The sequence below is a fragment of the Bacillus cereus group sp. MYBK79-1 genome, from assembly GCF_051915365.1.
Taxonomy (GTDB): Bacteria; Bacillota; Bacilli; order Bacillales; family Bacillaceae_G; genus Bacillus_A.
Window position 1 is genome coordinate 143464 of record NZ_JBQAEO010000005.1, and the last position, 23839, is coordinate 167302.

Sequence of the window (23839 nt, forward strand, 5' to 3'; positions counted from 1 at the left end):
CATGGAAATTTCGGACACACTAATCGTACATTGCAGCTGGGAGGAATGTACACGTGAATGAAATGTATATGGAAATCAAAGAAGAATTGCAATTGATGCGAAAAGAGTTACAAGAGAGGCTAGCTAAAGAGGTCATGCACAAATATGATACAGAGTTTAGCGAAGAGCTTGGATATGAAATGAAGGAAGAGATAAAGAAAAAACTCCTATTACATGATATAAAAGAGGACTTAAAAGATGTAGAACGTGCATTATTTAAAATGGAAATAGATATGTATGGTATTTGTGAAGAGACAGGGAGAGTAATTTCGGTAAAACAAATGAAGACGATGCCCACTGCCCGTACCATTCATGAATTTTTCTATGAAAAAGTAAATGTATGAATGCACACAACGATATTATATTACCTTTTTTTAATTTATTTTATTCTTCTATAAAGGTTCATTGTGAAAAGGTTGCAGCTATGCTAAAATTTTGAGGTACACTGTCTTTGTGGGGGAAATGAAAATGATATATTATGTAATAGCGTTATTTGTCATTGCCATCGATCAAATATCGAAATGGCTAATTGTAAAGAACATGGAATTGGGTACGAGCATTCCGATTATCGATAATGTATTATACATAACATCACATCGAAATAGAGGAGCTGCCTGGGGGATTTTAGAAAATAAAATGTGGTTCTTCTACATTATTACAGTCGTTTTTGTAGTATTTATCGTAATGTATATGCAAAAATATGCGAAAACAGACAAACTTCTAGGAATTTCATTAGGTCTAATATTAGGCGGAGCAATTGGTAATTTCATTGATCGTGTATTTAGACAAGAAGTAGTGGATTTCATTCACGTGTATATTTTCTCGTACAACTATCCAGTATTCAATATAGCTGATTCAGCATTATGTATTGGTGTTGTATTAATTATTATTCAAACATTATTAGAAGGAAAGAAAACGAAGGAGTAATTGAATGAGTGAAGTAGTACAAGTAACAGTTGCAGAAGAACAAAAAAGCGAGCGAATTGATAAATTCGTTGCAGAAATAAACAGTGAATGGTCACGTTCACAAGTACAACAATGGATTAAAGATGATGTTGTTACAGTTAATGGAAAATCGGTAAAAGTGAATTATAAAGTTAAAGAAAATGATGAAATTACAATAACGATTCCTGATCCAGAAGAGTTAGATATTCAAGCAGAAGATATGAGCTTAGAAATTTATTATGAAGATGCAGATGTACTCGTTGTAAATAAGCCACGTGGTATGGTTGTACATCCAGCTCCAGGGCATACAAGCGGTACGCTTGTAAACGGACTTATGCACCATTGTACAGATCTGTCAGGTATTAACGGTGTAATGCGTCCTGGTATTGTGCATCGTATTGATAAAGATACATCTGGACTATTAATGGTTGCTAAAAATGATGTGGCGCATGAATCACTTGTAAATCAACTTGTAGCAAAAACAGTAACAAGACGTTACAAAGCGATTGTACACGGTGTGATTCCGCATGATAAAGGAACGATCGATGCGCCAATTGGTCGCGATAAGAAAGAACGTCAAAGCATGACAGTTGATGAAAATGGTAAGAATGCTGTTACGCACTTCCAAGTGTTAGAACGCTTTAAAGATTTTACACTTGTAGAATGTCGCTTAGAAACGGGACGTACGCACCAAATTCGTGTTCATATGAAATATATTGGCTATCCACTTGCAGGAGATCCGAAGTATGGTCCGAAGAAAACATTAGACATGAATGGACAAGCACTGCACGCAGGTATTTTAGGGTTTGACCATCCTCGTACTGATGAATATATTCAGTTTGAGGCACCGATTCCAGAAGTGTTTGAAGACGCATTAAATATTTTACGGAAATAGTATTGACAAATCATAAGAAAACTGAGATACTGACAACAGTTAAATAATGATCCTTTAACACAGCCCCGTGAGGTTGAGAAGGTAACGGTTTGAAATACATAGGGTATGCTGTACCCTTTTTTCAAAAGTCCTCTCGCACACGCTGAGAGGACTTTTTTTATACCATTACTCTCACGCAAGAAAAAAAGCTTGGAGGTGTAGAGCATGCAAGAGAAAGCTGTCGTTTTAGATGACCAAATGATTCGCCGCGCTTTAACACGAATTAGTCATGAAATCGTGGAACGAAATAAAGGTGTCGATAATTGTGTTCTTGTCGGAATTAAAACTCGTGGAATTTTTATTGCACAACGTTTGGCAGAACGAATTGGTCAAATTGAAGGAAAAGAAATGGAAGTTGGAGAGCTAGATATTACGTTATATCGTGATGATCTAACACTACAATCGAAAAACGAAGAACCACTTGTAAAAGGTTCTGATATCCCTGTAGATATTACGAAGAAAAAAGTAATCCTTGTGGATGATGTATTATATACAGGAAGAACAGTTCGAGCAGCAATGGATGCTCTTATGGATTTAGGTAGACCATCACAAATCCAACTGGCGGTTCTTGTTGATAGAGGTCATCGTGAACTACCAATTCGCGCTGATTATGTAGGAAAGAACATTCCAACATCAAGTGAAGAGCGTATCGAAGTTGATTTGCAAGAGACAGATCAACAAGATCGAGTAAGCATATACGATAAGTAAAGCCCTTTTAAATGTAGTCCTGTGAGGCTGCCAAAGGGTCTTGGCTTTCATATGTCAAATTTGGCATACGAAAGTGTAGGACTCTTTGTGCACAGGCACAAAGAGTTTTTTTATTGCAAAGATTTAAACTGAAGGAGGATGTAACAATGGAACAAAGGCCAGTGTTAGACGTTAATGAAGTACCGAAACCGGGAAAATGGTTATTTTTAAGTATACAGCATTTGTTCGCGATGTTTGGATCAACAGTGCTTGTTCCGTTTTTAACAGGATTGAATCCGTCAGTAGCTTTAATATCAAGTGGATTAGGAACGCTAGCGTTTCTTCTTATAACGAAAGGTCAAGTGCCTGCCTATCTAGGATCATCATTCGCCTTTATCGCACCGATAATAACAGCGAAAACAGCAGGTGGACCTGGAGCAGCAATGCTCGGTGGTTTGTTTGCAGGACTTGTGTACATCTTAATCTCACTCGGAATTAAGAAGTCAGGATCAGAGTGGATTATGAAATTACTTCCGCCAATCGTAGTTGGTCCAGTAGTAATGGTAATCGGTCTAGCTTTAGCACATACAGCAGTTAACATGGCGATGAACGGTGCGGATGGCAAATATAGCTTTACACACTTTTCAGTAGCATTAGTAACATTAGCAATTACAATTATCTGCTCTATATTCGGAAGAGGGTTTTTCAGTATCATACCAGTATTACTGGGCATTATCGGCGGATATATCTTCGCTTACTTCCAAGGGCTAGTAAACTTAAAGCCGGTAGCTGAGGCAAAATGGTTTGTTGTACCAGATTTCACAGTACCATTTGTAACATATACTCCGGAGTTTTCGTGGAAGATTGTACTCTTGATGGTACCAGTTGCACTAGTAACAATTTCAGAACATATTGGACATCAAATTGTACTTGGAAATGTTATTAAAAGAGATTTAATTGAAAAACCAGGCTTACATCGCTCGATATTCGGTGATGGTATAGCGACATTAATCGCATCACTAATCGGTGGACCGCCGAATACAACATATGGTGAAAATATCGGTGTGCTAGCAATTACGAGAGCTTACAGCGTATACTTATTCATCGGATCAGCAGTATTCGCAATCATGTTTGGTTTTATCGGTAAGATTTCCGCGCTGATTCACTCCATACCAACACCGGTTATGGGCGGAGTATCAATCTTACTATTCGGTGTAATCGCATCAAGCGGATTACGCATGATGGTAGATGATAAAACAGACCTAAGTGACAAACGAAACTTAATGATTGCATCAGTAATATTAGTAATCGGTATTGGTGGAGCGGTACTTCATGTAGGAGAATCGTTCCAAGTAGAAGGAATGGCACTAGCAGCAATTGTAGGTGTACTGTTAAATCTACTACTACCGGAAACGAAACAAATAAAACAATCTAAGCAGATTGCTTCATAATAATAACCTTTTAATTCAGTCCTGTGAGACCGGAAAGGGTGGCTTCTTCCTTGCACCCTAGTCTCACATGACTAGGGTATTTTTATGCAAAGGTTGTTATAAAAATACAAAAGTGGTAACATAAAAATCAGAAAGATGAGGGATGACGATGAGCCATTTGTTAACGATGAGTGAATTATCGGAAGTAGAAATTTCAGAAATCCTACAAGACGCAGAAGATTTTGCGAATGGAAAAGAGAGCAAAACGACAGAGCAAACTTTTGTTGCGAACTTGTTCTTTGAGAATAGTACGAGAACGAGATTTAGCTTTGAAGTTGCTGAGAAGAGATTAGGACTTGAAGTTTTAAACTTTTCAGCGGATGCATCTAGCGTACAAAAAGGAGAAACTTTATACGATACGATAAGAACACTAGAATCAATCGGAACAAAAGCGGTGATCGTCCGCCATGAGCAAGATCGCTACTTCGATGAACTAAAAGATCAGGTGAATATCCCAATCTTAAACGCTGGAGATGGATGTGGAAACCACCCAACGCAGTGCCTACTCGATCTTCTTACAATTAAACAAGAGTTTGGAAGATTTGAAGGATTAAAGATTGCGATAGTAGGAGATGTTCGTCATAGCCGAGTAGCACGTTCTAATGCAGAAGCATTAACGAAACTGGGTGCAACAATTTACTTTGCAAGTCCAGAAGAGTGGAAAGATGAAGACAGCACATTTGGAACATACAAACCATTAGATGAACTTGTTCCAGAAGTGGATGTAATGATGTTACTTCGTGTACAACATGAGCGTCATGATCATTATGAATCAGACATTATGAAAGAGTATCATGAGAAACACGGATTAACAGTGGAAAGAGAAAAGCGTATGAAAGAAGGAAGCATTATTATGCATCCAGCTCCTGTAAACCGTGATGTTGAAATTGCAAGTGAACTTGTTGAGTGTGAGCGTTCACGCATATTTAAACAAATGGAAAATGGAGTTTACGTAAGAATGGCTGTACTAAAACGCGCCTTACCAAATGTATTAGGAGGAATGAAACATGAATTACTTGTTTAAAAATGGTCGTTATATGAATGAAGAAGGAAAAATCGTAGCAACAGATCTTCTCGTACAAGACGGTAAAATCGCTAAGGTAGCAGAAAATATTACGGCAGATAATGCTGAAGTAATCGATGTGAACGGAAAGTTAATCGCACCTGGATTAGTAGATGTACACGTACATCTTCGTGAACCAGGTGGTGAACATAAAGAAACAATTGAAACAGGTACACTAGCAGCGGCAAAAGGTGGATTCACTACAATTTGTGCCATGCCAAATACACGCCCAGTACCAGATTGCAGAGAACATATGGAAGACTTGCAAAAACGTATTAAAGAAAAAGCGCATGTCAACGTACTACCATACGGAGCAATTACAGTACGCCAAGCTGGTTCTGAAATGACAGATTTCGAAACATTAAAAGAACTTGGAGCATTTGCTTTCACTGATGATGGTGTAGGCGTACAAGATGCTAGCATGATGTTAGCTGCTATGAAGCGTGCAGCGAAATTAAATATGGCAGTAGTTGCGCACTGTGAAGAGAATACTCTTATTAATAAAGGTTGTGTACATGAAGGGAAGTTTTCTGAGAAACACGGATTAAACGGTATCCCATCAGTATGTGAATCTGTACATATTGCAAGGGATATACTGCTTGCTGAAGCGGCAGATTGTCACTATCACGTATGCCACGTAAGTACGAAAGGCTCTGTACGCGTAATTAGAGATGCAAAACGCGCTGGAATTAAAGTAACAGCAGAAGTAACACCTCATCACCTAGTGTTATGTGAAGATGATATCCCATCAGCTGATCCTAACTTTAAAATGAACCCACCGCTTCGTGGAAAAGAAGATCACGCAGCACTAATTGAAGGTTTATTAGATGGAACAATTGATATGATTGCAACTGATCATGCACCGCATACAGTGGAAGAGAAAGCGCAAGGAATTGAAAGAGCACCATTCGGAATTACTGGTTTTGAAACAGCATTCCCACTTCTATACACAAACCTTGTGAAAAAAGGAATTATTACATTAGAGCAGTTAATTCAATTCTTAACAGAAAAGCCAGCTGATACATTCGGCTTAGAAGCAGGTCGCCTGAAAGAAGGTAGAACAGCTGATATTACAATCATTGACTTAGAACAAGAAGAAGAGATTGACCCAACAACATTCTTATCAAAAGGAAAAAATACACCATTCGCAGGTTGGAAATGCCAAGGATGGCCGGTAATGACAATCGTTGGTGGTAAGATCGCATGGCAAAAGGAGAGTGCATTAGTATGAAAAGACAACTTATCTTAGAAGATGGAACAGTATTAATTGGAAAAGGTTTCGGAGGAGAAATTGAAAAGTCAGGTGAGGTTGTATTCACAACAGGAATGACTGGATATCAAGAAACATTATCTGATCCATCATATTGCGGTCAAATCGTAACATTCACGTACCCATTAATCGGAAACTACGGCATCAACCGTGACGATTTTGAATCGATTCACCCATCTGTAAATGGTTTAATCGTAAACGAAATTTGTGATCACCCATCAAACTTCCGTAATGAAATTTCATTAAATGATTACTTAAAAGAAAGAAATATCCCAGGATTAGCAGGAATTGATACGAGAAAATTAACGAGAAAAATTCGTCAATACGGTACATTACGTGGACGTCTATGTAACATGGATGCAGATGTAGAATACATCGTGAGCCAATTAAAAGCGACAGTATTTACAGATCACGTGAAACGCGTATCAACGAAAGATCCATACCCAAGCCCAGGCCGTGGACACCGAGTTGTACTTGTAGACTTCGGAATGAAACATGGCATTTTACGAGAATTAAATAAACGTGACTGTGATGTAATTGTAGTACCTTACAATACGACAGCAGAAGAGATTTTACGTCTTAGCCCAGATGGAATTATGTTAAGTAACGGACCTGGAGATCCGAAAGATGTACCAGAAGCAATTGAAATGTTAAAAGACATTATCGGTAAAGTTCCTTTATTCGGAATTTGCTTAGGACATCAACTATTCGCTCTAGCATCTGGTGCGAATACAAGTAAGTTAAAATTCGGTCACCGTGGTTTAAACCATCCAGTAAAACATCTTGCAACTGGAAAAGTAGCAATTACATCTCAAAATCATGGTTACGCAGTAGAAGAAGAATCAGTTGGAAATACAGAACTTGAAATTACACATGTCGCTTTAAATGATGGAACAGTAGAAGGTCTTCGTCATACGAAGTTCCCAGCATTTACAGTGCAATACCATCCAGAAGCTTCAGCAGGACCAGAAGATGCAAATGATTTATTCGAAGATTTCTTAGAAATGATTGAAAACTTCAAGAAAGAAGGGGAAGAGTTATGCCAAAACGCCTAGACATTAACACAATTTTAGTAATCGGATCAGGACCAATTGTAATTGGGCAAGCAGCAGAGTTTGACTACTCTGGTACACAAGCTTGTCAATCTCTTAGAGAAGAAGGTTACAAAGTAATCCTTGTTAACTCTAACCCAGCAACAATTATGACAGATACTGCAACAGCAGATAAAGTATATATAGAACCATTAACATTAGAATTCGTAAGCCGTATCATTCGTAAAGAACGTCCAGATGCAATCTTACCAACATTAGGTGGTCAAACAGGTCTAAATATGGCTGTTGAACTTGCGAAATCAGGCATACTTGAAGAGTGCGGAGTTGAAATTTTAGGAACAAAATTATCAGCAATCGAACAAGCGGAAGATCGTGATTTATTCCGTACACTAATGCAGGAATTAAATGAACCAATTCCATCTAGTACCATTATTCATACGCTAGAAGAAGCACATGAATTTGTAAAAGAAATTGGTTATCCAGTTATTGTTCGCCCAGCATTTACGATGGGGGGAACAGGTGGCGGAATCTGTAGTAATGAAGAAGAACTAATTGAAATCGTATCAGGTGGTTTAAAACATAGCCCAGTAACACAATGTTTATTAGAGAAGAGCATTGCTGGTTGTAAGGAAATTGAATATGAAGTAATGCGTGATTCGAATGATAACGCGATTGTAGTATGTAACATGGAAAATATCGATCCAGTTGGGGTTCACACAGGTGATTCTATCGTTGTAGCACCGAGCCAAACATTAAGTGACCGTGAGTATCAAATGTTACGAAACACTTCATTACGAATTATTCGCGCATTAGGAATTGAAGGTGGATGTAACGTTCAGCTTGCACTTGATCCACATAGCTTCCAATACTATGTAATCGAAGTAAACCCGCGTGTAAGTCGTTCATCTGCACTAGCATCTAAAGCAACTGGATATCCAATTGCGAAATTAGCGGCGAAAATTGCAGTTGGCTTAACATTAGATGAGATTATAAACCCAGTAACACAAAAAACATACGCTTGCTTCGAGCCAGCATTAGACTATGTTGTTTCAAAAATTCCACGCTGGCCATTTGATAAGTTTGAATCAGCAAACAGAACACTTGGTACGCAAATGAAGGCAACTGGTGAAGTTATGTCAATCGGACGTAACTTAGAGCAATCATTATTAAAAGCGGTTCGTTCTTTAGAACTTGGCGTTTATCACTTAGAGTTAGAGCATTTAAAAGAACTTGATAAAGAGACAATGAAAAAACGCATTATAAAAGCTGATGATGAGCGACTGTTTATTGTAGCAGAAGCAATTCGCCAAGGTGTAACGAAAGAAGAAATCAACGATTGGTGTGAAATGGACTTCTTCTTCTTACAAAAAGTTGAAAATATCGTAAACATGGAATGCGAAGTAAAAGCGAATGTAGGAAATATGGAAGTACTACAAACTGCGAAAGAAATGGGCTTCAGCGATCACTACATTGCAGCAGCTTGGAACAAAACAGAGCGTGAAATTTACGATATGCGTAAAGAAAGCAATATAACTCCTGTTTATAAAATGGTAGATACTTGTGCGGCAGAGTTTGAATCTGCAACACCATACTACTACAGCACATATGGTGACGAGAATGAATCGGTTAGAACAGATCGTAAGAGCGTTGTCGTACTAGGATCTGGTCCAATCCGTATCGGTCAAGGGGTTGAGTTTGACTATGCAACAGTTCACTCAGTATGGGCAATTAAAGAAGCTGGATATGAGGCAATTATTGTTAATAATAATCCAGAAACAGTTTCAACAGACTTCAGTATTTCTGACAAATTATACTTTGAACCATTAACGATTGAAGATGTAATGCACATTATCGATTTAGAAAAACCAGAAGGTGTTATCGTTCAGTTCGGTGGACAAACGGCAATTAACTTAGCTGCTAAATTAGAGGCTCACGGTGTGAAAATCTTAGGAACATCACTTGAAGATTTAGACCGCGCAGAAGATCGTGATAAGTTTGAAGCAGCGCTAACACAGCTTGGTATCCCGCAACCAGTTGGTAAAACAGCAACGACTGTAGAGCAAGCAGTAGCAATCGCTGACAAAATTGGTTACCCAGTATTAGTAAGACCATCTTACGTACTAGGTGGACGCGCGATGGAAATCGTATATCGTCAAGAAGAACTGCTGCACTACATGAAAAATGCGGTTAAAGTTCACGCAGATCACCCAGTATTAATCGATCGTTACATGGTTGGTAAAGAAATTGAAGTAGATGCAATTTCAGACGGTGAGAATGTATTCATTCCAGGTATTATGGAACATATTGAACGCGCTGGAGTTCACTCTGGTGACTCAATTGGAGTATATCCACCACAAAGCTTATCTGAAAAATTAAAAGAACAAATTATTGAACATACAATTGCACTTGGAAAAGGATTAAACATTGTTGGATTACTAAATATCCAGTTTGTAGTATTCAAAGATCAAGTGTACGTAATTGAAGTAAATCCACGCGCGAGCCGTACAGTACCGTTCTTAAGTAAAATTACAGGTGTACCAATGGCGAACGTTGCAACGAAAGTTATTTTAGGGCAAGACCTAGTAGAGCAAGGATACGGAACGGGTTATCACCCAGAAGAGAAAGAAGTGTATGTAAAAGCACCGGTATTCTCATTTGCGAAGCTACGTTCAGTTGATACAACATTAGGACCTGAAATGAAGTCAACAGGGGAAGTAATGGGGAAAGACTTAACACTTGAAAAAGCATTATACAAAGGGTTAGTTGCTTCAGGAATTAACATCCCAACGCACGGATCAGTAATCATTACTGTAGCGGATAAAGATAAAGAAGAGGCAATGGAAATTGCAAAACGTTTCCACGAAATCGGCTATAACTTATTAGCAACAGCTGGAACAGCACAATCGTTAGCAGAGCAAAACATTCCAGTGCAAGTTGTAAATAAAATTGATTCGGAAGAATACAACTTACTTGATATTATCCGTCAAGGAAAAGCACAGTTTGTAATCAATACATTAACAAAAGGCAAACAACCAGCGCGTGATGGTTTCCGCATTCGCCGTGAATCAGTAGAAAATGGTGTGGCTTGCTTAACATCACTTGATACAACGAGAGCAATCTTACGAGTACTAGAATCTATGACATTCTCAGCTCATTCAATGAAAGAAATTACGCAAACGAAGCGTCACGAGGTGGTACATGCATGATGCAAAAGCAAAATATGATCGTCGTTAACCAAAAAGAAATCGCAAAAAACATTTACGAATTAGTGCTTCAAGGGGATCTAGTGCAGCAAATGAACGATCCAGGGCAGTTTGTACACATTAAGGTAGCAGAGGGCATTACGCCCCTTCTGCGCCGCCCAATTAGTATTTGTAATGTCGATCAAGACAAGAACGAATTTACAATGCTATATCGTGCGGAAGGACAAGGAACAAAAACATTAGCGAAAAGAAAACAAGGCGAACTTGTAGATGTGTTAGGCCCACTTGGACATGGTTTTCCTGTAGAAGAAGCAGAAGCTGGACAAACGGCTCTATTAGTTGGAGGGGGAATTGGTGTACCACCACTATATGAATTGTCACAGCGTCTTGTAGCAAAGGGAGTACGCGTTATTCACATCTTAGGTTTCCAAACGAAAGATGTTGTCTTCTATGAAGAGAAATTCGCAGAGCTTGGTGATACGTATGTTGCAACAGTTGATGGTACGCATGGTACAGAAGGCTTTGTAACAGATGTAATTGATAGCTATGGAATCGACTTTGACATTCTATACTCATGTGGACCTTTAGCGATGCTTCGTGCATTAGAAGGACGCTATAAAGAGAGAAAAGCCTACATTTCATTAGAAGAGCGTATGGGCTGTGGCATTGGAGCATGTTTCGCCTGTGTATGCCATTTACAAGCAGATCCGAGTGGACATTCTTACAAGAAGGTGTGTAGCGACGGACCAGTATTTCCAATCGGGGAGGTTGTACTATGAACAGATTGCAAGTTGAATTACCAGGGTTATCATTAAAAAATCCAATCATCCCAGCATCTGGTTGCTTCGGATTTGGTCGTGAGTATGCACAGTTCTATGATTTAAGTGTACTTGGATCAATTATGATTAAAGCGACAACAGAACAGCCTCGTTACGGAAACCCAACACCTCGTGTTGCGGAAACACCAGGCGGAATGCTAAATGCAATCGGGCTTCAAAATCCTGGATTAGAAAAGGTAATGAATTCTGAATTACCTTTTCTCGAGCAATTTGATCTTCCGATTATTGCAAATGTTGCAGGCTCACAAGCTGAGGATTACGTAGCGGTTGCAAAGGAAATTTCTAAAGCGCCTAATGTCCATGCACTAGAATTAAATATTTCTTGTCCGAACGTAAAAACAGGTGGTATCGCCTTTGGTACAAATCCTGAAATTGCTGCTGATTTAACGAAGCGAGTAAAAGAGGTTTCTGAAGTACCTGTATACGTGAAGTTGTCACCGAACGTGGCAAACATTGTGGAAATTGCAAAAGCGATTGAAAATGCAGGTGCAGATGGTTTAACGATGATTAATACATTGCTTGGTATGCGTCTAGATTTAAAAACAGCTAAACCAATTTTAGCAAACCGTACAGGCGGATTATCAGGTCCTGCGATTAAGCCAGTAGCGATTCGTATGGTACATGAAGTAAGCCAAGCGGTTAACATTCCAATTATCGGAATGGGTGGCATTGAAACAGCGGAGGATGTAATTGAATTCTTCTATGCAGGCGCAAGCGCAGTTGCAGTAGGTACAGCGAACTTTATCGATCCGTTCGTATGTCCGACAATTATTGAAGAGTTACCAGCATTACTAGATGAATTAGGATTTGATCACATTTCGGAATGTCAAGGAAGGAGCTGGAAGCAAATATGTCACAGTCGTTAATTGTTGCACTAGATTTTCCGGGGAAACAAGATGTAGAACAATTCTTGCGCCACTTTGAAGGGGAAGAGTTATTTGTCAAAGTTGGTATGGAGTTATTCTACAAAGAAGGCCCTGCGATTATTACGTACTTAAAAGAAAAAGGACATAAGATTTTTCTAGATTTAAAACTTCATGATATTCCGAATACAGTAAAAAGCGCTATGCGTAGCCTAGCTAGTCTAGATGTTGATATGGTAAATGTTCATGCTGCTGGGGGAAGCAGTATGATGAAAGCTGCGATTGAGGGATTAGAGGAAGGTAAGCAAGAAGGAAAAGAGAGACCGATTTGTATTGCAGTTACACAACTAACAAGCACTTCGGAAGCTATGATGAAAAAAGAGATCGGTATTGAGAAAACGTTAGAAGAAGCGGTTGCTCATTATGCAAAACTAACGAAAGAAAGTGGACTTGATGGCGTTGTTTGTTCAACGCTTGAAGTTCCAAAATTACGTGAAGTATGCGGAAACGCATTTGTAACAGTAACACCGGGGATTCGTCTTGCAAGCGATGATGTAAATGACCAGGTGCGCGTAGCAACACCGAAACGTGCGAGGGAACTTGGCTCAAGCTATATCGTAGTTGGACGTAGTATTACAAAAGCAGAAAATCCGCTTGAAGCGTATAAAACAGTAAAACAACAGTGGGAAGGTGTAACAGTATGAAAAAAGAAATCGCATCGCATTTATTAGAAATTGGAGCAGTATTTTTACAACCGAATGATCCATTCACATGGTCTTCAGGTATGAAATCACCAATTTATTGTGATAACCGCTTAACTTTATCTTATCCAAAAGTACGTCAAGCAATTGCAGCTGGATTAGAAGAGTTAATTAAAGAGCACTTCCCAACTGTAGAAGTTATTGCAGGAACAGCAACTGCTGGTATTGCGCACGCTGCATGGGTAAGCGATCGTATGGATTTACCAATGTGCTACGTACGTAGTAAAGCAAAAGGTCACGGTAAAGGGAACCAAATCGAAGGAAAAGCTGAAAAAGGTCAAAAAGTAGTAGTAGTAGAGGACCTAATTTCAACTGGCGGTAGTGCAATTACATGTGTAGAAGCACTTCGCGAAGCTGGCTGTGAAGTATTAGGGATCGTATCAATCTTCACATACGAGCTAGAAGCAGGAAAAGAAAAACTAGAATCAGCTAACGTAGCATCATACTCTTTAAGCGACTACAGTGCATTAACTGAAGTAGCGGCAGAAAAAGGTATGATCGGACAAGCTGAAACGAAAAAATTACAAGAGTGGCGTAAAAATCCAGCAAACGAAGCTTGGATCACAGCGTAACACGAAAAAAACGACCGCGGGGGAACGCGGTCGTTTTTTATATCATTGTTATAATTTCATGTAAAGAACAGATAGTAGGAACTTCACATTTGCGTTGCAAGTTCTCCCGATTTAACCATATCCCTTGCATTCCAGCTGCTGTACTACTACTTGCATCTGTTTCTAATCGATCACCAATATAATAGCAATCTTTCATTTCAAGATTCGATTGTAATACAGCTCTTTGAAAAATTTCAGGGTTTGGTTTCGATATACCAAGTTCACTAGAAGTAAATATGCATTTGAAATATTGTAGAATGTTTAGAGCAATTAATTTTTCGACTTGTTGTTTATAGTCACCATTACTAATGATACTTAATGAGTACCCTTTTTGCTGCAAGGTTTGTAATGTAAAGTGTACATCTTCAAACACGGCCCAGTTGTTCTTATATAGTTCTATATATTGATTGAATCTGTGTTGAGATTCCTCGAGTGATAGGTTTACTCCATATGTTTTAAATAAATGGTGGATTCGCATCCTTTGTTGTTCTTGAAAAGATAATTCCTTGGATAAAAATTTGTTGAAATATACTTCTGATAATTCATGCCAGACTTCCATTGCCTCTAATTCATTGCCTGAAAAAATAGTATTATATATTTGAAAAAAATCTATAATACCATTTTTTTCAGCCGTGTCGTAATCAAGTAAAGTTCCATCAATATCAAAGAAAATCATATAATAATCTCCTTGCTAACAACTATTTAGCGTTTTCTGCAACTTCATAGCCTCTTACAAACAATAGCGTCATATAAGAAACAATAAATGAGAAGATGCTGTACATGCCAACCCAAAAGAAAAATTTTGGAGTAAAGGCGATCACACCTATTATTAAAAAACTAGCAAACGTTACAATCGGCATTACGTAATACGTTTTCGTCTTGCGGGTTCCAATAACAGAAATGATAAAGATAAGTAATGGACAAATTAATAAGACGAAAATCAATTCATTCATAGTTATGTCCCCTTTTCGAATTGAAGTAATCTGTTTCTCGTAAACGTTTTGGAATAAATGCTCTCCTAATATAACTTCGCTAACATATATATAATCCCTTTTGAAAGTCTGTAATAAATGATGAACTTTACAATGAAAAACGTAAGCAAGAGAACACTTGCTTACGTTATAGAATAAACATCGCGACGATTGTGGTGACGATTAAGCCAATTACAACTGGTAAAAAGTTTCGGCGAGCAAGTTCAAACGGATCTACTTTACAAATGGCAGCGGCAGGAATAAGCGCCCAAGGAATTAAAGTCCCGCCCCCGGTCCATATGGCTGCAATTTGCCCGAGTGCTGTTAATGTTGCTGTTCCATGTCCAAGTGCTGTTCCGAAAAGATTGGCAATCGAACCGGCAAGTGATATACCGGAAAAGCCAGATCCATCTAAGCCTGTTATGACGCCAACGATAGTTAATGTTCCCGCTGATACATATTGGTTTAAAGGAACAGTTTGAGATAAGGCGATTCCTAAGTCGTTAATGATTCCATGTGAACCTTTCGGTAAATAGTCTCCGATAATTTTTACAAAACCGCTATCTCCTAAATAAAAGAGTGCAGCAATTGGAATAACTGGGCCGAAAATTTTAAATCCAAATTGGAGCCCTTCTATAAAATAATCGGTCGTTTTATTCAGTCCATTTCCTTTATAAGCGATGAGGGAAATAATGATAATCATAATAACAGTCGTCCCGCCGATAAGTGCAGTTGCGTCGCTTCCTTGTAGTTTAAATTGAATCATGCAAAGAATATCGATGGCATATACGATTGGAATGCAAATAGCAAGCCATTTTTTTGTTTGAGGAGATAATGAAGTGAGCGATTTAGAAGACTCGGTTGATGGGATAGATTCTTGTATAGATAATCCTGTATGAAATTCTTTTCGTAAGAAGAAAAATGCGACGGAAGTTGTCACAATACCCATAATAATTACGAGGGGAACACTGGCAGAAACAACGCTGGAAACAGGAAGACCAGCAGCGTCAGCGGTTAATTTCGGTGCGCCTTGAATAACGAAGTCCCCAGATAAGGCGATGCCGTGCCCGAATAAGTTCATAGCAATGGCAACTCCAATTGGCGGAAGCCCGACGCGTACAGCGACGGGTAATAAAATAGCTCCCATTAAGGCGACAGCTGGAGAAGGCCAAAAGAAGAAAGAAATAGTCATCATTAAAAGGCCGATAATCCAGTAGGCGAGGGTAGGGGTACGAATCATCTTTGTAAATGGTGAAATCATCGTATCATTTATGCCGGTATGAACGAGTAGATTACTCATTGATACGATAATGGAGATGATTAATATAGTTGGTAATAGTTCAGTAATGGCGTAAATGAAACTTTGAAATATCCCGCTAATAGCAAGAGGGATAGAACTTGTAGCGGTTAATGCTAATAAAAAGATAAAAACGATACAAATAACCGTCGTATCTTTCCGGAGAATAAAAAAAGTAATAATAGTGAGTAAACAAAGAATATAGAGAGCATGCAACAGCGTTAATTCAACCCCCATAACATTCACATCCTTTAGGCATTCGTGTAGTTTATTGTATGAAAGCAGTGAAAGTATGTGAGTATAGGAAAAAGAAAAAAGTGAAATTTCATGTACTGTAATGGTAAGAACGATAAATGGATGTTACAATACAATTAATCCTAAAAATGGAATTAAAGGAGGGCTTATGCGCAAAAAAATTGGATTTTGGGGATTTATTATATCTTGTAGTCTATTAATCATTTTAAATCTGTTTACAAACAATGAATGGATCAGTATCATACCTGTTTTCGGGTTTGTTTTTGTACTGTTGTATAACTGGGATGATATGAAACAATATAGTAAGAAAAGCATCGGAATTATGATAGGTATCATTGTTGTTTGCTCATTTTTCGTAGGGTTTATTTTAATAGAAGGGCAGAAGCAAATGGAGAAAATGTCTATTTTTCAACAATGGATGTCGTCTGCAAAAGGTCTTTATATTGTCATTGTAGTTGTTATTGTTCTAAGAATTGTTATAAGTATAGCAAGTTACATATTAAAAGAGAAGTAGAATGGGGAGTATGAATGAGAGAGAAAATAGGTTACTATGGTGTGCTTGTTTGTTTACTGTTATCTGTTATTTCAGGGCAATTTCTTAAAAGTGAATGGATACCAGTTATATTATGTATAGGAGTATTGATTTTTGCACCTATGTATCGCTGGAATGAATGGAAAGCATATAGCAGAAAAAAGAAAATTGTTTTCAGCATCGAGTTTGTCATTATAATTAGCACAATTCCGTTTTTGTTATTGAAAGGAAATGAGATAATAGATGGAATTGCAATGTTTCAAGGGTGGTTGTTTATTGCGAAATTGCTATATTTAATATGCATTTTAATAGTGGTAGCGGTAGTCGCTAAAAAAGTAAACGAAAAGTTATTCGTTAATGAATAAAAGAAAATGCCACCTTATTCGGTGGCATTTTCTCATTTTACTGAACGAGCTTTTTGCATCTTTTTAACTAAACGAATTTGTCCGCGATGATTGATTTCATCTTCAAAAACGTGAAACCATTTAAAGTAGTTGTTTGCAGGTTTGTCATACCAAAAGTCTGTCGTTTTAAATAACCATTCATCAGGTAACGATTGAAAAGTCTCGATCGTTTTGGAACGTACTTCTTGTAATGTATTTATGTAAAAATCTATAGAGTTTCCTTTTATTTGCTCGCGTCCAAGATCTCCTAACTCAATAGCAGGTAACCAACGTTCTAACTCAGCCTCCGTTGGTTCACGGTCTTCAAAAGTATGAATTTGGTAGTAAAATTCAATAGCGGCCATATGATACAATAACATGCCAATTGAATTTGCTTCCTCATCATATAAATAATCAAGTTCTTTAATGGTTAAACCTTCCACCGCTTGCATTGTTGTATAGCGAGCGTAATTCATCATGGAAACAAGTTTGGAAAGTTCAGGATGTAAACCATCTATCTTGTCGATTACAAAGTTCAATTAAAATTCCCCCTCTTTAAACGATTACTCCAGAGAAAGAATTCTATGTGCAGAGAAAAACTCCTTTTACAAAAAGTTCATGATTTTAACAAGGAATAACAATTAGTTCTCGATTTGATTTTGTAATCACTTCATATCCGTCTTTTGTAATGACGATATCGTCTTCAATTCTACAACCACCCCAGTCTGGTATATAAATACCAGGTTCAACGGTAACAACCATACCTTCTTCTAAAGTAGCCTTACTTTCTTGGGATAGGCGAAGAGGTTCATGTATTTCTAACCCAAGACCATGACCGGTAGAGTGTCCAAAATATTGACCGTATCCATGTTCTGTAATGTAATCTCTCGTTATATCATCGATACTTTTCGCAGTTTCTCCAGGCTTAATCGCTTCAGTCCCACGTTTTAACGCTTCTCGTACAACATTGTATATTTTTTTGAATTCTTCGGATGGTTCTCCGATTGCCACAGTACGTGTTATATCGGAACAATATCCGTCGTAAAGTGCACCGAAATCTAATGTAACGATGTCGCCTCGTTCGATTATTTTATTTGATGCAACTCCATGAGGAAGAGAAGAACGAACGCCAGAAGCTACAATAATTTGGAATGAAGAGGATGTAGCCCCTTTTTTCCGCATGAAAAATTCTAACTCATCTCGTACATCATTTTCACTTATTCCTGGTTTTAGAAACGTAAGAATGTGGTGAAATGCTTCGTCAGCAATATTAGCTGCGATTTTCATTGTTTCTATTTCAGGCATGTCTTTAATAATACGAATATTTTCGATGATTTCGCACACTTGAACCATTTCCGCATGTACGTATTTTTGTAAGTTTTTATATTGTTGCAATGTCATGTTATTTTCTTCAATTCCAAGCTTTTGAATGTTTAATTTCGATACTTGATGTGCAATTTCTTTTTCTAAATTTCCTTTATGCATAATAATTTCAGCATCTTTTATTTGTGATTTCGCTTGATCTACATAGCGAAAATCAGTTATAAAAACAGCCTTATCCGCAGAGAGTAAGACGACGCCAGCACTACCTGTAAAGCCTGTTGCATATTGGCGGTTTTCTTTTTTTGTAATCAGTAATCCGTCAATTTCATAGTTTTGTAGTTGATTTTGGATTTTATTAATTTTTAAAGTCATGTTAATTCCCCCTATTCACAGTATTGAATAAAGCAAATAGCGTGCCAAAGTATAAATTGTATAGAAAATAAAGAAATAGTCAGCTATTTGTGGGAAGCATGCCACTTATGAAATCCAGATTGCTTTAAATTAATAGGGAATAAAAAACATTAATTTGAGATGTGTTTACATACTGTAAAGAAATTTATACAGAGATGGAATGACACTGTCAATTTTTTTGAAAATATATAAGATGACAAAAGAAAGATGTTACGAATTAGTTAATGGATATATGAATTAAATAGAATGAAAAAATGCGTTGCTTATAAGCAACACATTTTTTATTTACGCTTTTAATTTCATTACAGTATCAGCATCAGGTGTTACATATACGGTTTGCTGATTGTCGTACGTAACAAAACCAAGTTTTGCACCACTCGGTTTTTTGACATGGCGTATTTTGGTGAAATCTACAGGAACAGAACTAGAATCTTTTGCTTTACTGAAATAGGCAGCGATTTTAGCAGCTTCTAACACAGTTTCTTCGGTAGGTTCAAGAGAACGAATGACAACATGAGACCCAGGGATATCTTTCGTATGTAACCAAATTTCATCACGGCGGGAGAATTTCGTTGTTAAATAATCGTTTTGTTTATTGTTTTTACCAACGAAAATCTCTGTGCCATCACTTGCTAAATATTTATCTAATACTGGTTTAGTAGGCTTTTTCTTTGCGTTTTTCGTTTTACGATTGCGCATATAACCTTCTTCAGCTAATTCTTCACGAATTTCTTCAATATCTTTTGAAGAAGCAGCTTCCATTTGTTGAAGTAAGCTATCAAAATAAAGAATTTCTTCATTTGTTTTTTCGATTTGTTCTTCTACAACAACTACTGAGTTTTTCGCTTTTTGGTACTTTTGGAAATAGCGTTGCGCGTTGTCAGATGGTGTTTTTAAAGGATCTAATGTAATTTTTACAGTTCCGCCATTTTCGTCGTAATAGTTAACGACTTCAATATCTTTATCCCCTTTTTTCAAAGCGTACATGTTGGCTGTAAGTAGTTCTCCAAATAGTTGATATTTATCTGCTTTTCCGGCATCTTGTAATGTTTTTTCTAGTTTAATGAGTTTTTTCTCATTTTTATTTTTTTCGTTTTGCATAAAGCGCTCTAAATCATGAGCTTGCTGTTTTACACGGTCGCGCTCTGCTTTTCCGAAAAAGAAACGGTCTAGCAATTCACTAACAGATGAGAACGTCTTGTCTGCTCCTTGCAAGTGTGCAAGAGGGAAAAGGTAGAAGAATTCTTTCCCATTTGCAGTAGTCATCGTTGGTGAATATGTATGAGTTAATAATGGTTTTTGTATGGAGAAAAATGCGTCTGCTAATGCCTTTTCATTTACCATACCAGCTTTTTTCACTACTTCCTTTGCGAATAATGGTGATATTCCCGTAAAGGTGCCGACAAGCTGTTTATCCATGTTTCCAGATAGAAAGTCTAGAGGTCTAATAAATTCCTCGTTTGTTTCAATTTGAAGTGGGTTAATTTTATGTTGTGCTGGTGGCGCAACATATTCAGCTCCAGCATATACAGTTCGATGTCGGTTTACGGCTAAAGAAACGTGTTTTAAGCTATCTAAAATATTGTTTGTTTTTGTGTCTACTAAAATGATGTTACTATGTCGTCCCATTATTTCAATTACTAATGTTTTTATTGATTCATCACCAATTTCATTTCTGCTTCGCACAGTAATTTGAATAATGCGCTCTAAATCAATTTGTTCAATTTTTTCAATGAATCCACCTTCTAAATGCTTACGAAGAAGCATACAAAACATTGGCGGAAGTGCAGGTGAATCGTAATTTTGATTTGTTAAGTGTAAACGTGCATATGTCGGATGAGCGGAAAGAATTAGTTTTTGATTTTTCCCGTTTGCTCGAATATGTAATAAAATCTCGTATTTTGAAGGTTGATATATTTTGGAAATTCTTCCTGTGTAAAGAGAATTTGCAATTTCATGTGTAATTGCTCTTGTAAATAATCCATCGAATGCCATAAATGAACACTCCTTTCTAACTAAAAGTTAATTATAGCATTTTTTTGGACGAGGCTGAATAAGCTTTCAATAGAGTATGTCTGGAATCAGGAGGTCGATAGCGGGATGAACTGGTATGGAATGCGCGCACACGAAGTGGAAGAAAGAACGAATACGAATGTGAAGGTTGGACTTACAGAGAAGGAAGCAGAAGGGCGAATAAAAAAATTTGGTACAAATGAATTAGATGAAGCCAAAAGGCCTTCTGCACTGATGGTATTTTTGGCGCAGTTTAAAGATTTTATGGTACTTGTTTTATTTGGTGCAACAATAGTTTCGGCTTTTTTAGGGGAATACATTGATTCTATTGCGATTGTTGCGATTGTTATTATCAATGGTATTCTTGGCTTTTTTCAAGAAAGAAAGGCTGAAAAGTCACTGGAAGCTTTAAAAGAGCTAGCCGCCCCGCAAGTTACTGTAATGCGGAATGGAAAGTGGGTAAAAGCACCGTCTAAAGCACTTGTTTTAGGTGATGTCATTAAATTTTCTAGTGGTGATCGTATTGGGGCGGATGTACGTCTTGTTGAGGCATCAAGTTTATATATCGAAGAATCAGCTTTGACAGGAGAGTCAGTACCGGTGCAGAAGAAGATAGAAGCTCTGCAGGGGCAAGATGTTTCAATTGGTGATCAAAAAAACATGGCTTTTATGGGTACGATGATTACACGAGGAGCTGGAACAGGGGTCGTTGTAGCAACTGGTATGAATACAGCGATGGGCCAAATTGCAAATATGTTACAAAATGCAGAGCAAATGGAAACACCACTGCAAAGAAGATTAGAGCAACTCGGGAAAATATTAATTATTGTGGCTCTTATTTTGACAGCGCTTGTCGTATTAGCCGGTGTGTATCAAGGGAATGAAGTGTATCACATGTTTTTAGCAGGAGTGTCACTAGCTGTTGCTGCGATTCCTGAAGGATTACCAGCAATCGTTACAGTAGCTTTATCGCTTGGTGTACAGCGTATGATTAAAAAGAGAGCAATTGTAAGGAAGTTACCAGCGGTAGAAACGTTAGGATGCGCTTCTGTTATATGCTCTGATAAAACAGGAACAATGACGCAAAACAAAATGATGGTAACACATATGTGGTCAGGTGGAGAGTTATGGAAAGTGACGGGTCAAGGGTACGAACCTAATGGCTCTTTTTTGAAAGGTGAAAAAGAATGTGATCCAGCTAAAACAAAAGCATTGTATCAACTACTCACATTTGGTTCACTATGTAATAACGCAAATATTATTCAAAAGAAAAAGGCGTATGTATTAGATGGAGATCCAACTGAGGGAGCACTAGTAGCTGCAGCAATGAAAGCGGGGATAACGCGTGAGGCACTGAAAGGGAAATTTGAAATTATTCGTGAATTTCCATTCGATTCAACTCGAAAAATGATGAGTGTTATTGTGCGAGATAGAGAGGGGAAAAAGTTTCTTGTTACGAAGGGAGCACCAGATGTCCTCCTTCAAATGAGCCAAACGATTTTATGGGGGGATAAGCAACAACCGATAAGTGAGTTGTATAGAAAAGAAGTACAGGCGGCTATTCATAGTTTAGGTAGTCAAGCGCTTCGAACAATTGCAGTTGCATTTAAGCCATTAAAAGTAACAGATTCTATTGAACATGAAAGAGACGTTGAAAAAGATTTTATGTTGGTCGGGATACAGGGAATGATTGATCCGCCAAGACCAGAGGTAGAACAGGCTGTAAAAGAGTGCAGAGAAGCTGGTATTCGAACAGTGATGATTACAGGAGATCATAAAGTGACAGCAATGGCAATTGCGGAACAGTTAGGGGTTTTACCACCTGGTGGACGTGTTGTTGAAGGGGTAGAACTTGCGAATATGGATGTAGAGGAACTAGAAAGTGTTGTAGAAGATACGTATGTATTTGCTCGAGTATCACCTGAACATAAATTGAAAATTGTTAAGGCGTTGCAAAATAAAGGGCATATAGTAGCGATGACAGGTGATGGAGTAAACGACGCTCCAGCTATAAAAACAGCGGATATTGGGATAGCGATGGGAATTACAGGGACAGACGTTGCGAAAGAAGCTTCTTCTCTTATTTTGCTAGATGATAATTTTGCTACGATTAAATCAGCAATTAAAGAAGGTAGAAATATATACGAGAATATACGTAAGTTTATTCGTTATTTATTAGCATCGAACGTAGGAGAAATTTTAGTCATGCTATTTGCAATGTTACTTGCATTACCGCTGCCGATGGTTCCTATTCAAATTTTATGGGTGAACTTAGTTACTGACGGTTTACCGGCGATGGCATTAGGATTGGATAAGGCGGAAGGGGACGTGATGAAGAGAACGCCGCGTCATCCGAAAGAAGGGGTATTTGCTAGAGGGCTTGCCTGGAAAATTATAAGTCGTGGCTTTCTAATTGGAGCAGTGACGTTAGTGGCGTTTATTATTGCATATAATCAACATCCAAATGAACTGAAATATGCACAAACTGTGGCGTTTGCGACGTTAGTACTTGCACAACTTATTCATGTATTTGATTGCCGAAGTGAACATTCTATCTTCCACCGTAATCCGTTTGGGAACGTGTATTTAGTAGGAGCGGTTATCATTTCTTTACTGTTAATGTTAGTGGTTATATATTACCCACCGCTACAACCGATCTTTAGTACAATGCCAATACAAGCGAGAGATTGGTTGTTAATTGGTGGTTTGTCATCAATTCCGACCTTCTTACTAGTAGGTTCTTTATTAACAGGAAAAAAGGGGAAGAAGGAAAAGCCAGTATTATATAAGAAGGGATTAAACTTGAAATAGTCAATGATATGAAAATGTGATATAATTTACAGAAGGTAGTAGAGCCTTGTCTCTATTACCTTTTTCATTGAGTTATTTCATGGCTT

22 protein-coding genes are annotated in these 23839 nt (G+C 37.8%); 16 read left to right on the forward strand and 6 right to left on the reverse strand.

The annotated features are described in order from the left end of the window. Positions 1-53: 53 nt before the first annotated feature. The 13 genes from ACTFOB_RS11160 to pyrE all read left to right on the forward strand — a co-directional run bounded on the left by ACTFOB_RS11160 (position 54) and on the right by pyrE (position 13718). The gene (locus tag ACTFOB_RS11160; protein WP_016086566.1) at positions 54-383 is read left to right on the forward strand and encodes a TraR/DksA family transcriptional regulator; all 330 of its coding nucleotides are present in this window, start codon (positions 54-56) and stop codon (positions 381-383) included. Between the two features lie 124 nt (positions 384-507). Continuing rightward, complete coding sequence (gene lspA, locus ACTFOB_RS11165; protein WP_440025938.1) at positions 508-966, forward strand: lipoprotein signal peptidase LspA; 459 nt, start codon at positions 508-510, stop codon at positions 964-966. Between the two features lie 4 nt (positions 967-970). Next, a complete protein-coding gene (locus tag ACTFOB_RS11170) occupies positions 971-1879 on the forward strand; it encodes an RluA family pseudouridine synthase (protein ID WP_440025939.1) in 909 nt (302 codons plus the stop codon). Between the two features lie 204 nt (positions 1880-2083). Continuing rightward, positions 2084-2626: a bifunctional pyrimidine operon transcriptional regulator/uracil phosphoribosyltransferase gene (gene pyrR / locus ACTFOB_RS11175; protein ID WP_001156490.1), complete on the forward strand. Its 543-nt coding sequence runs from the start codon at positions 2084-2086 to the stop codon at positions 2624-2626. A 146-nt stretch (positions 2627-2772) separates the two neighbouring features. Next, the gene (gene uraA / locus ACTFOB_RS11180) at positions 2773-4056 is read left to right on the forward strand and encodes a uracil permease (protein WP_440025940.1); all 1284 of its coding nucleotides are present in this window, start codon (positions 2773-2775) and stop codon (positions 4054-4056) included. A gap of 148 nt (positions 4057-4204) precedes the next feature. Further along, the gene (gene pyrB / locus ACTFOB_RS11185; protein ID WP_151632704.1) at positions 4205-5119 is read left to right on the forward strand and encodes an aspartate carbamoyltransferase; all 915 of its coding nucleotides are present in this window, start codon (positions 4205-4207) and stop codon (positions 5117-5119) included. Next, positions 5103-6389 carry a dihydroorotase gene (pyrC, locus tag ACTFOB_RS11190; protein WP_440025941.1) on the forward strand — a complete coding sequence of 429 codons (1287 nt, stop codon included), beginning with the start codon at positions 5103-5105 and terminating at the stop codon, positions 6387-6389. Before pyrB ends, pyrC begins: the two co-directional genes overlap by 17 nt. Next, entirely contained in the window at positions 6386-7483 is a 1098-nt protein-coding gene (locus ACTFOB_RS11195; RefSeq protein WP_151632702.1) for a carbamoyl phosphate synthase small subunit, read from the forward strand. Before pyrC ends, ACTFOB_RS11195 begins: the two co-directional genes overlap by 4 nt. Next, the gene (carB, locus tag ACTFOB_RS11200; protein ID WP_440025942.1) at positions 7468-10686 is read left to right on the forward strand and encodes a carbamoyl-phosphate synthase large subunit; all 3219 of its coding nucleotides are present in this window, start codon (positions 7468-7470) and stop codon (positions 10684-10686) included. Before ACTFOB_RS11195 ends, carB begins: the two co-directional genes overlap by 16 nt. Beyond that, a complete protein-coding gene (gene pyrK, locus ACTFOB_RS11205; protein ID WP_000983346.1) occupies positions 10683-11462 on the forward strand; it encodes a dihydroorotate oxidase B electron transfer subunit in 780 nt (259 codons plus the stop codon). Before carB ends, pyrK begins: the two co-directional genes overlap by 4 nt. After that, on the forward strand, positions 11459-12388 hold the full coding sequence (gene pyrD / locus ACTFOB_RS11210) for a dihydroorotate oxidase B catalytic subunit (RefSeq protein ID WP_098989993.1): 930 nt from the start codon (positions 11459-11461) through the stop codon (positions 12386-12388). Before pyrK ends, pyrD begins: the two co-directional genes overlap by 4 nt. After that, positions 12373-13089, forward strand: a complete 717-nt coding sequence (gene pyrF, locus ACTFOB_RS11215; RefSeq protein WP_151632696.1) for an orotidine-5'-phosphate decarboxylase — start codon at positions 12373-12375, stop codon at positions 13087-13089. The genes pyrD and pyrF overlap by 16 nt, the downstream gene beginning before the upstream one ends. Continuing rightward, complete coding sequence (gene pyrE, locus ACTFOB_RS11220) at positions 13086-13718, forward strand: orotate phosphoribosyltransferase (RefSeq protein WP_063260442.1); 633 nt, start codon at positions 13086-13088, stop codon at positions 13716-13718. Before pyrF ends, pyrE begins: the two co-directional genes overlap by 4 nt. 37 nt (positions 13719-13755) lie before the next feature. Here pyrE and ACTFOB_RS11225 read toward each other — a convergent pair whose 3' ends face one another. The 3 genes from ACTFOB_RS11225 to ACTFOB_RS11235 form a co-directional block, all read right to left on the reverse strand. Further along, positions 13756-14433 carry an HAD family hydrolase gene (locus tag ACTFOB_RS11225; protein WP_440025943.1) on the reverse strand — a complete coding sequence of 226 codons (678 nt, stop codon included), beginning with the start codon at positions 14431-14433 and terminating at the stop codon, positions 13756-13758. A gap of 22 nt (positions 14434-14455) precedes the next feature. Beyond that, on the reverse strand, positions 14456-14710 hold the full coding sequence (locus tag ACTFOB_RS11230) for a YbeF family protein (RefSeq protein WP_048546061.1): 255 nt from the start codon (positions 14708-14710) through the stop codon (positions 14456-14458). A gap of 166 nt (positions 14711-14876) precedes the next feature. Beyond that, entirely contained in the window at positions 14877-16262 is a 1386-nt protein-coding gene (locus ACTFOB_RS11235; RefSeq protein ID WP_440025944.1) for a hypothetical protein, read from the reverse strand. A gap of 100 nt (positions 16263-16362) precedes the next feature. On the opposite strand from ACTFOB_RS11235, the gene ACTFOB_RS11240 reads away from it, so the two are divergent. After that, positions 16363-16794, forward strand: a complete 432-nt coding sequence (locus tag ACTFOB_RS11240) for a YoqO family protein (RefSeq protein WP_440025946.1) — start codon at positions 16363-16365, stop codon at positions 16792-16794. Between the two features lie 14 nt (positions 16795-16808). Then, positions 16809-17177 carry a YoqO family protein gene (locus tag ACTFOB_RS11245; RefSeq protein WP_440025948.1) on the forward strand — a complete coding sequence of 123 codons (369 nt, stop codon included), beginning with the start codon at positions 16809-16811 and terminating at the stop codon, positions 17175-17177. A gap of 32 nt (positions 17178-17209) precedes the next feature. On the opposite strand, the gene ACTFOB_RS11250 is transcribed toward ACTFOB_RS11245, so the two are convergent. The 3 genes from ACTFOB_RS11250 to ACTFOB_RS11260 all read right to left on the reverse strand — a co-directional run bounded on the left by ACTFOB_RS11250 (position 17210) and on the right by ACTFOB_RS11260 (position 20924). Then, positions 17210-17734, reverse strand: a complete 525-nt coding sequence (locus ACTFOB_RS11250; RefSeq protein ID WP_440025949.1) for a DinB family protein — start codon at positions 17732-17734, stop codon at positions 17210-17212. An 85-nt stretch (positions 17735-17819) separates the two neighbouring features. After that, positions 17820-18890: a M24 family metallopeptidase gene (locus ACTFOB_RS11255; protein WP_440025951.1), complete on the reverse strand. Its 1071-nt coding sequence runs from the start codon at positions 18888-18890 to the stop codon at positions 17820-17822. Between the two features lie 324 nt (positions 18891-19214). Further along, positions 19215-20924 (reverse strand): Rqc2 family fibronectin-binding protein, encoded by a 1710-nt coding sequence (locus tag ACTFOB_RS11260; RefSeq protein WP_440025954.1) that lies wholly within the window; start codon positions 20922-20924, stop codon positions 19215-19217. A 105-nt stretch (positions 20925-21029) separates the two neighbouring features. Here ACTFOB_RS11260 and ACTFOB_RS11265 point away from each other — a divergent pair, with 105 nt between their 5' ends. Continuing rightward, entirely contained in the window at positions 21030-23753 is a 2724-nt protein-coding gene (locus tag ACTFOB_RS11265; protein WP_440025956.1) for a calcium-translocating P-type ATPase, SERCA-type, read from the forward strand. Positions 23754-23839 lie beyond the last annotated feature (86 nt).

What these genes read in the sequence shown, in the direction of transcription:
- pyrK (WP_000983346.1), top strand. Translation starts at nt 10,683, where the DNA reads ATGATGCAAAAGCAAAATATGATCGTCGTTAACCAAAAAGAAATCGCA.
- ACTFOB_RS11235 (WP_440025944.1), bottom strand. Translation starts at nt 16,262, where the DNA reads ATGGGGGTTGAATTAACGCTGTTGCATGCTCTCTATATTCTTTGTTTA.
- carB (WP_440025942.1), top strand. Translation starts at nt 7,468, where the DNA reads ATGCCAAAACGCCTAGACATTAACACAATTTTAGTAATCGGATCAGGA.
- ACTFOB_RS11240 (WP_440025946.1), top strand. Translation starts at nt 16,363, where the DNA reads ATGGTAAGAACGATAAATGGATGTTACAATACAATTAATCCTAAAAAT.
- ACTFOB_RS11195 (WP_151632702.1), top strand. Translation starts at nt 6,386, where the DNA reads ATGAAAAGACAACTTATCTTAGAAGATGGAACAGTATTAATTGGAAAA.
- pyrD (WP_098989993.1), top strand. Translation starts at nt 11,459, where the DNA reads ATGAACAGATTGCAAGTTGAATTACCAGGGTTATCATTAAAAAATCCA.
- uraA (WP_440025940.1), top strand. Translation starts at nt 2,773, where the DNA reads ATGGAACAAAGGCCAGTGTTAGACGTTAATGAAGTACCGAAACCGGGA.
- lspA (WP_440025938.1), top strand. Translation starts at nt 508, where the DNA reads ATGATATATTATGTAATAGCGTTATTTGTCATTGCCATCGATCAAATA.
- pyrC (WP_440025941.1), top strand. Translation starts at nt 5,103, where the DNA reads ATGAATTACTTGTTTAAAAATGGTCGTTATATGAATGAAGAAGGAAAA.
- ACTFOB_RS11260 (WP_440025954.1), bottom strand. Translation starts at nt 20,924, where the DNA reads ATGGCATTCGATGGATTATTTACAAGAGCAATTACACATGAAATTGCA.
- pyrR (WP_001156490.1), top strand. Translation starts at nt 2,084, where the DNA reads ATGCAAGAGAAAGCTGTCGTTTTAGATGACCAAATGATTCGCCGCGCT.
- ACTFOB_RS11225 (WP_440025943.1), bottom strand. Translation starts at nt 14,433, where the DNA reads ATGATTTTCTTTGATATTGATGGAACTTTACTTGATTACGACACGGCT.
- pyrF (WP_151632696.1), top strand. Translation starts at nt 12,373, where the DNA reads ATGTCACAGTCGTTAATTGTTGCACTAGATTTTCCGGGGAAACAAGAT.
- ACTFOB_RS11265 (WP_440025956.1), top strand. Translation starts at nt 21,030, where the DNA reads ATGAACTGGTATGGAATGCGCGCACACGAAGTGGAAGAAAGAACGAAT.
- ACTFOB_RS11255 (WP_440025951.1), bottom strand. Translation starts at nt 18,890, where the DNA reads ATGACTTTAAAAATTAATAAAATCCAAAATCAACTACAAAACTATGAA.
- pyrE (WP_063260442.1), top strand. Translation starts at nt 13,086, where the DNA reads ATGAAAAAAGAAATCGCATCGCATTTATTAGAAATTGGAGCAGTATTT.
- pyrB (WP_151632704.1), top strand. Translation starts at nt 4,205, where the DNA reads ATGAGCCATTTGTTAACGATGAGTGAATTATCGGAAGTAGAAATTTCA.
- ACTFOB_RS11230 (WP_048546061.1), bottom strand. Translation starts at nt 14,710, where the DNA reads ATGAATGAATTGATTTTCGTCTTATTAATTTGTCCATTACTTATCTTT.
- ACTFOB_RS11245 (WP_440025948.1), top strand. Translation starts at nt 16,809, where the DNA reads ATGAGAGAGAAAATAGGTTACTATGGTGTGCTTGTTTGTTTACTGTTA.
- ACTFOB_RS11170 (WP_440025939.1), top strand. Translation starts at nt 971, where the DNA reads ATGAGTGAAGTAGTACAAGTAACAGTTGCAGAAGAACAAAAAAGCGAG.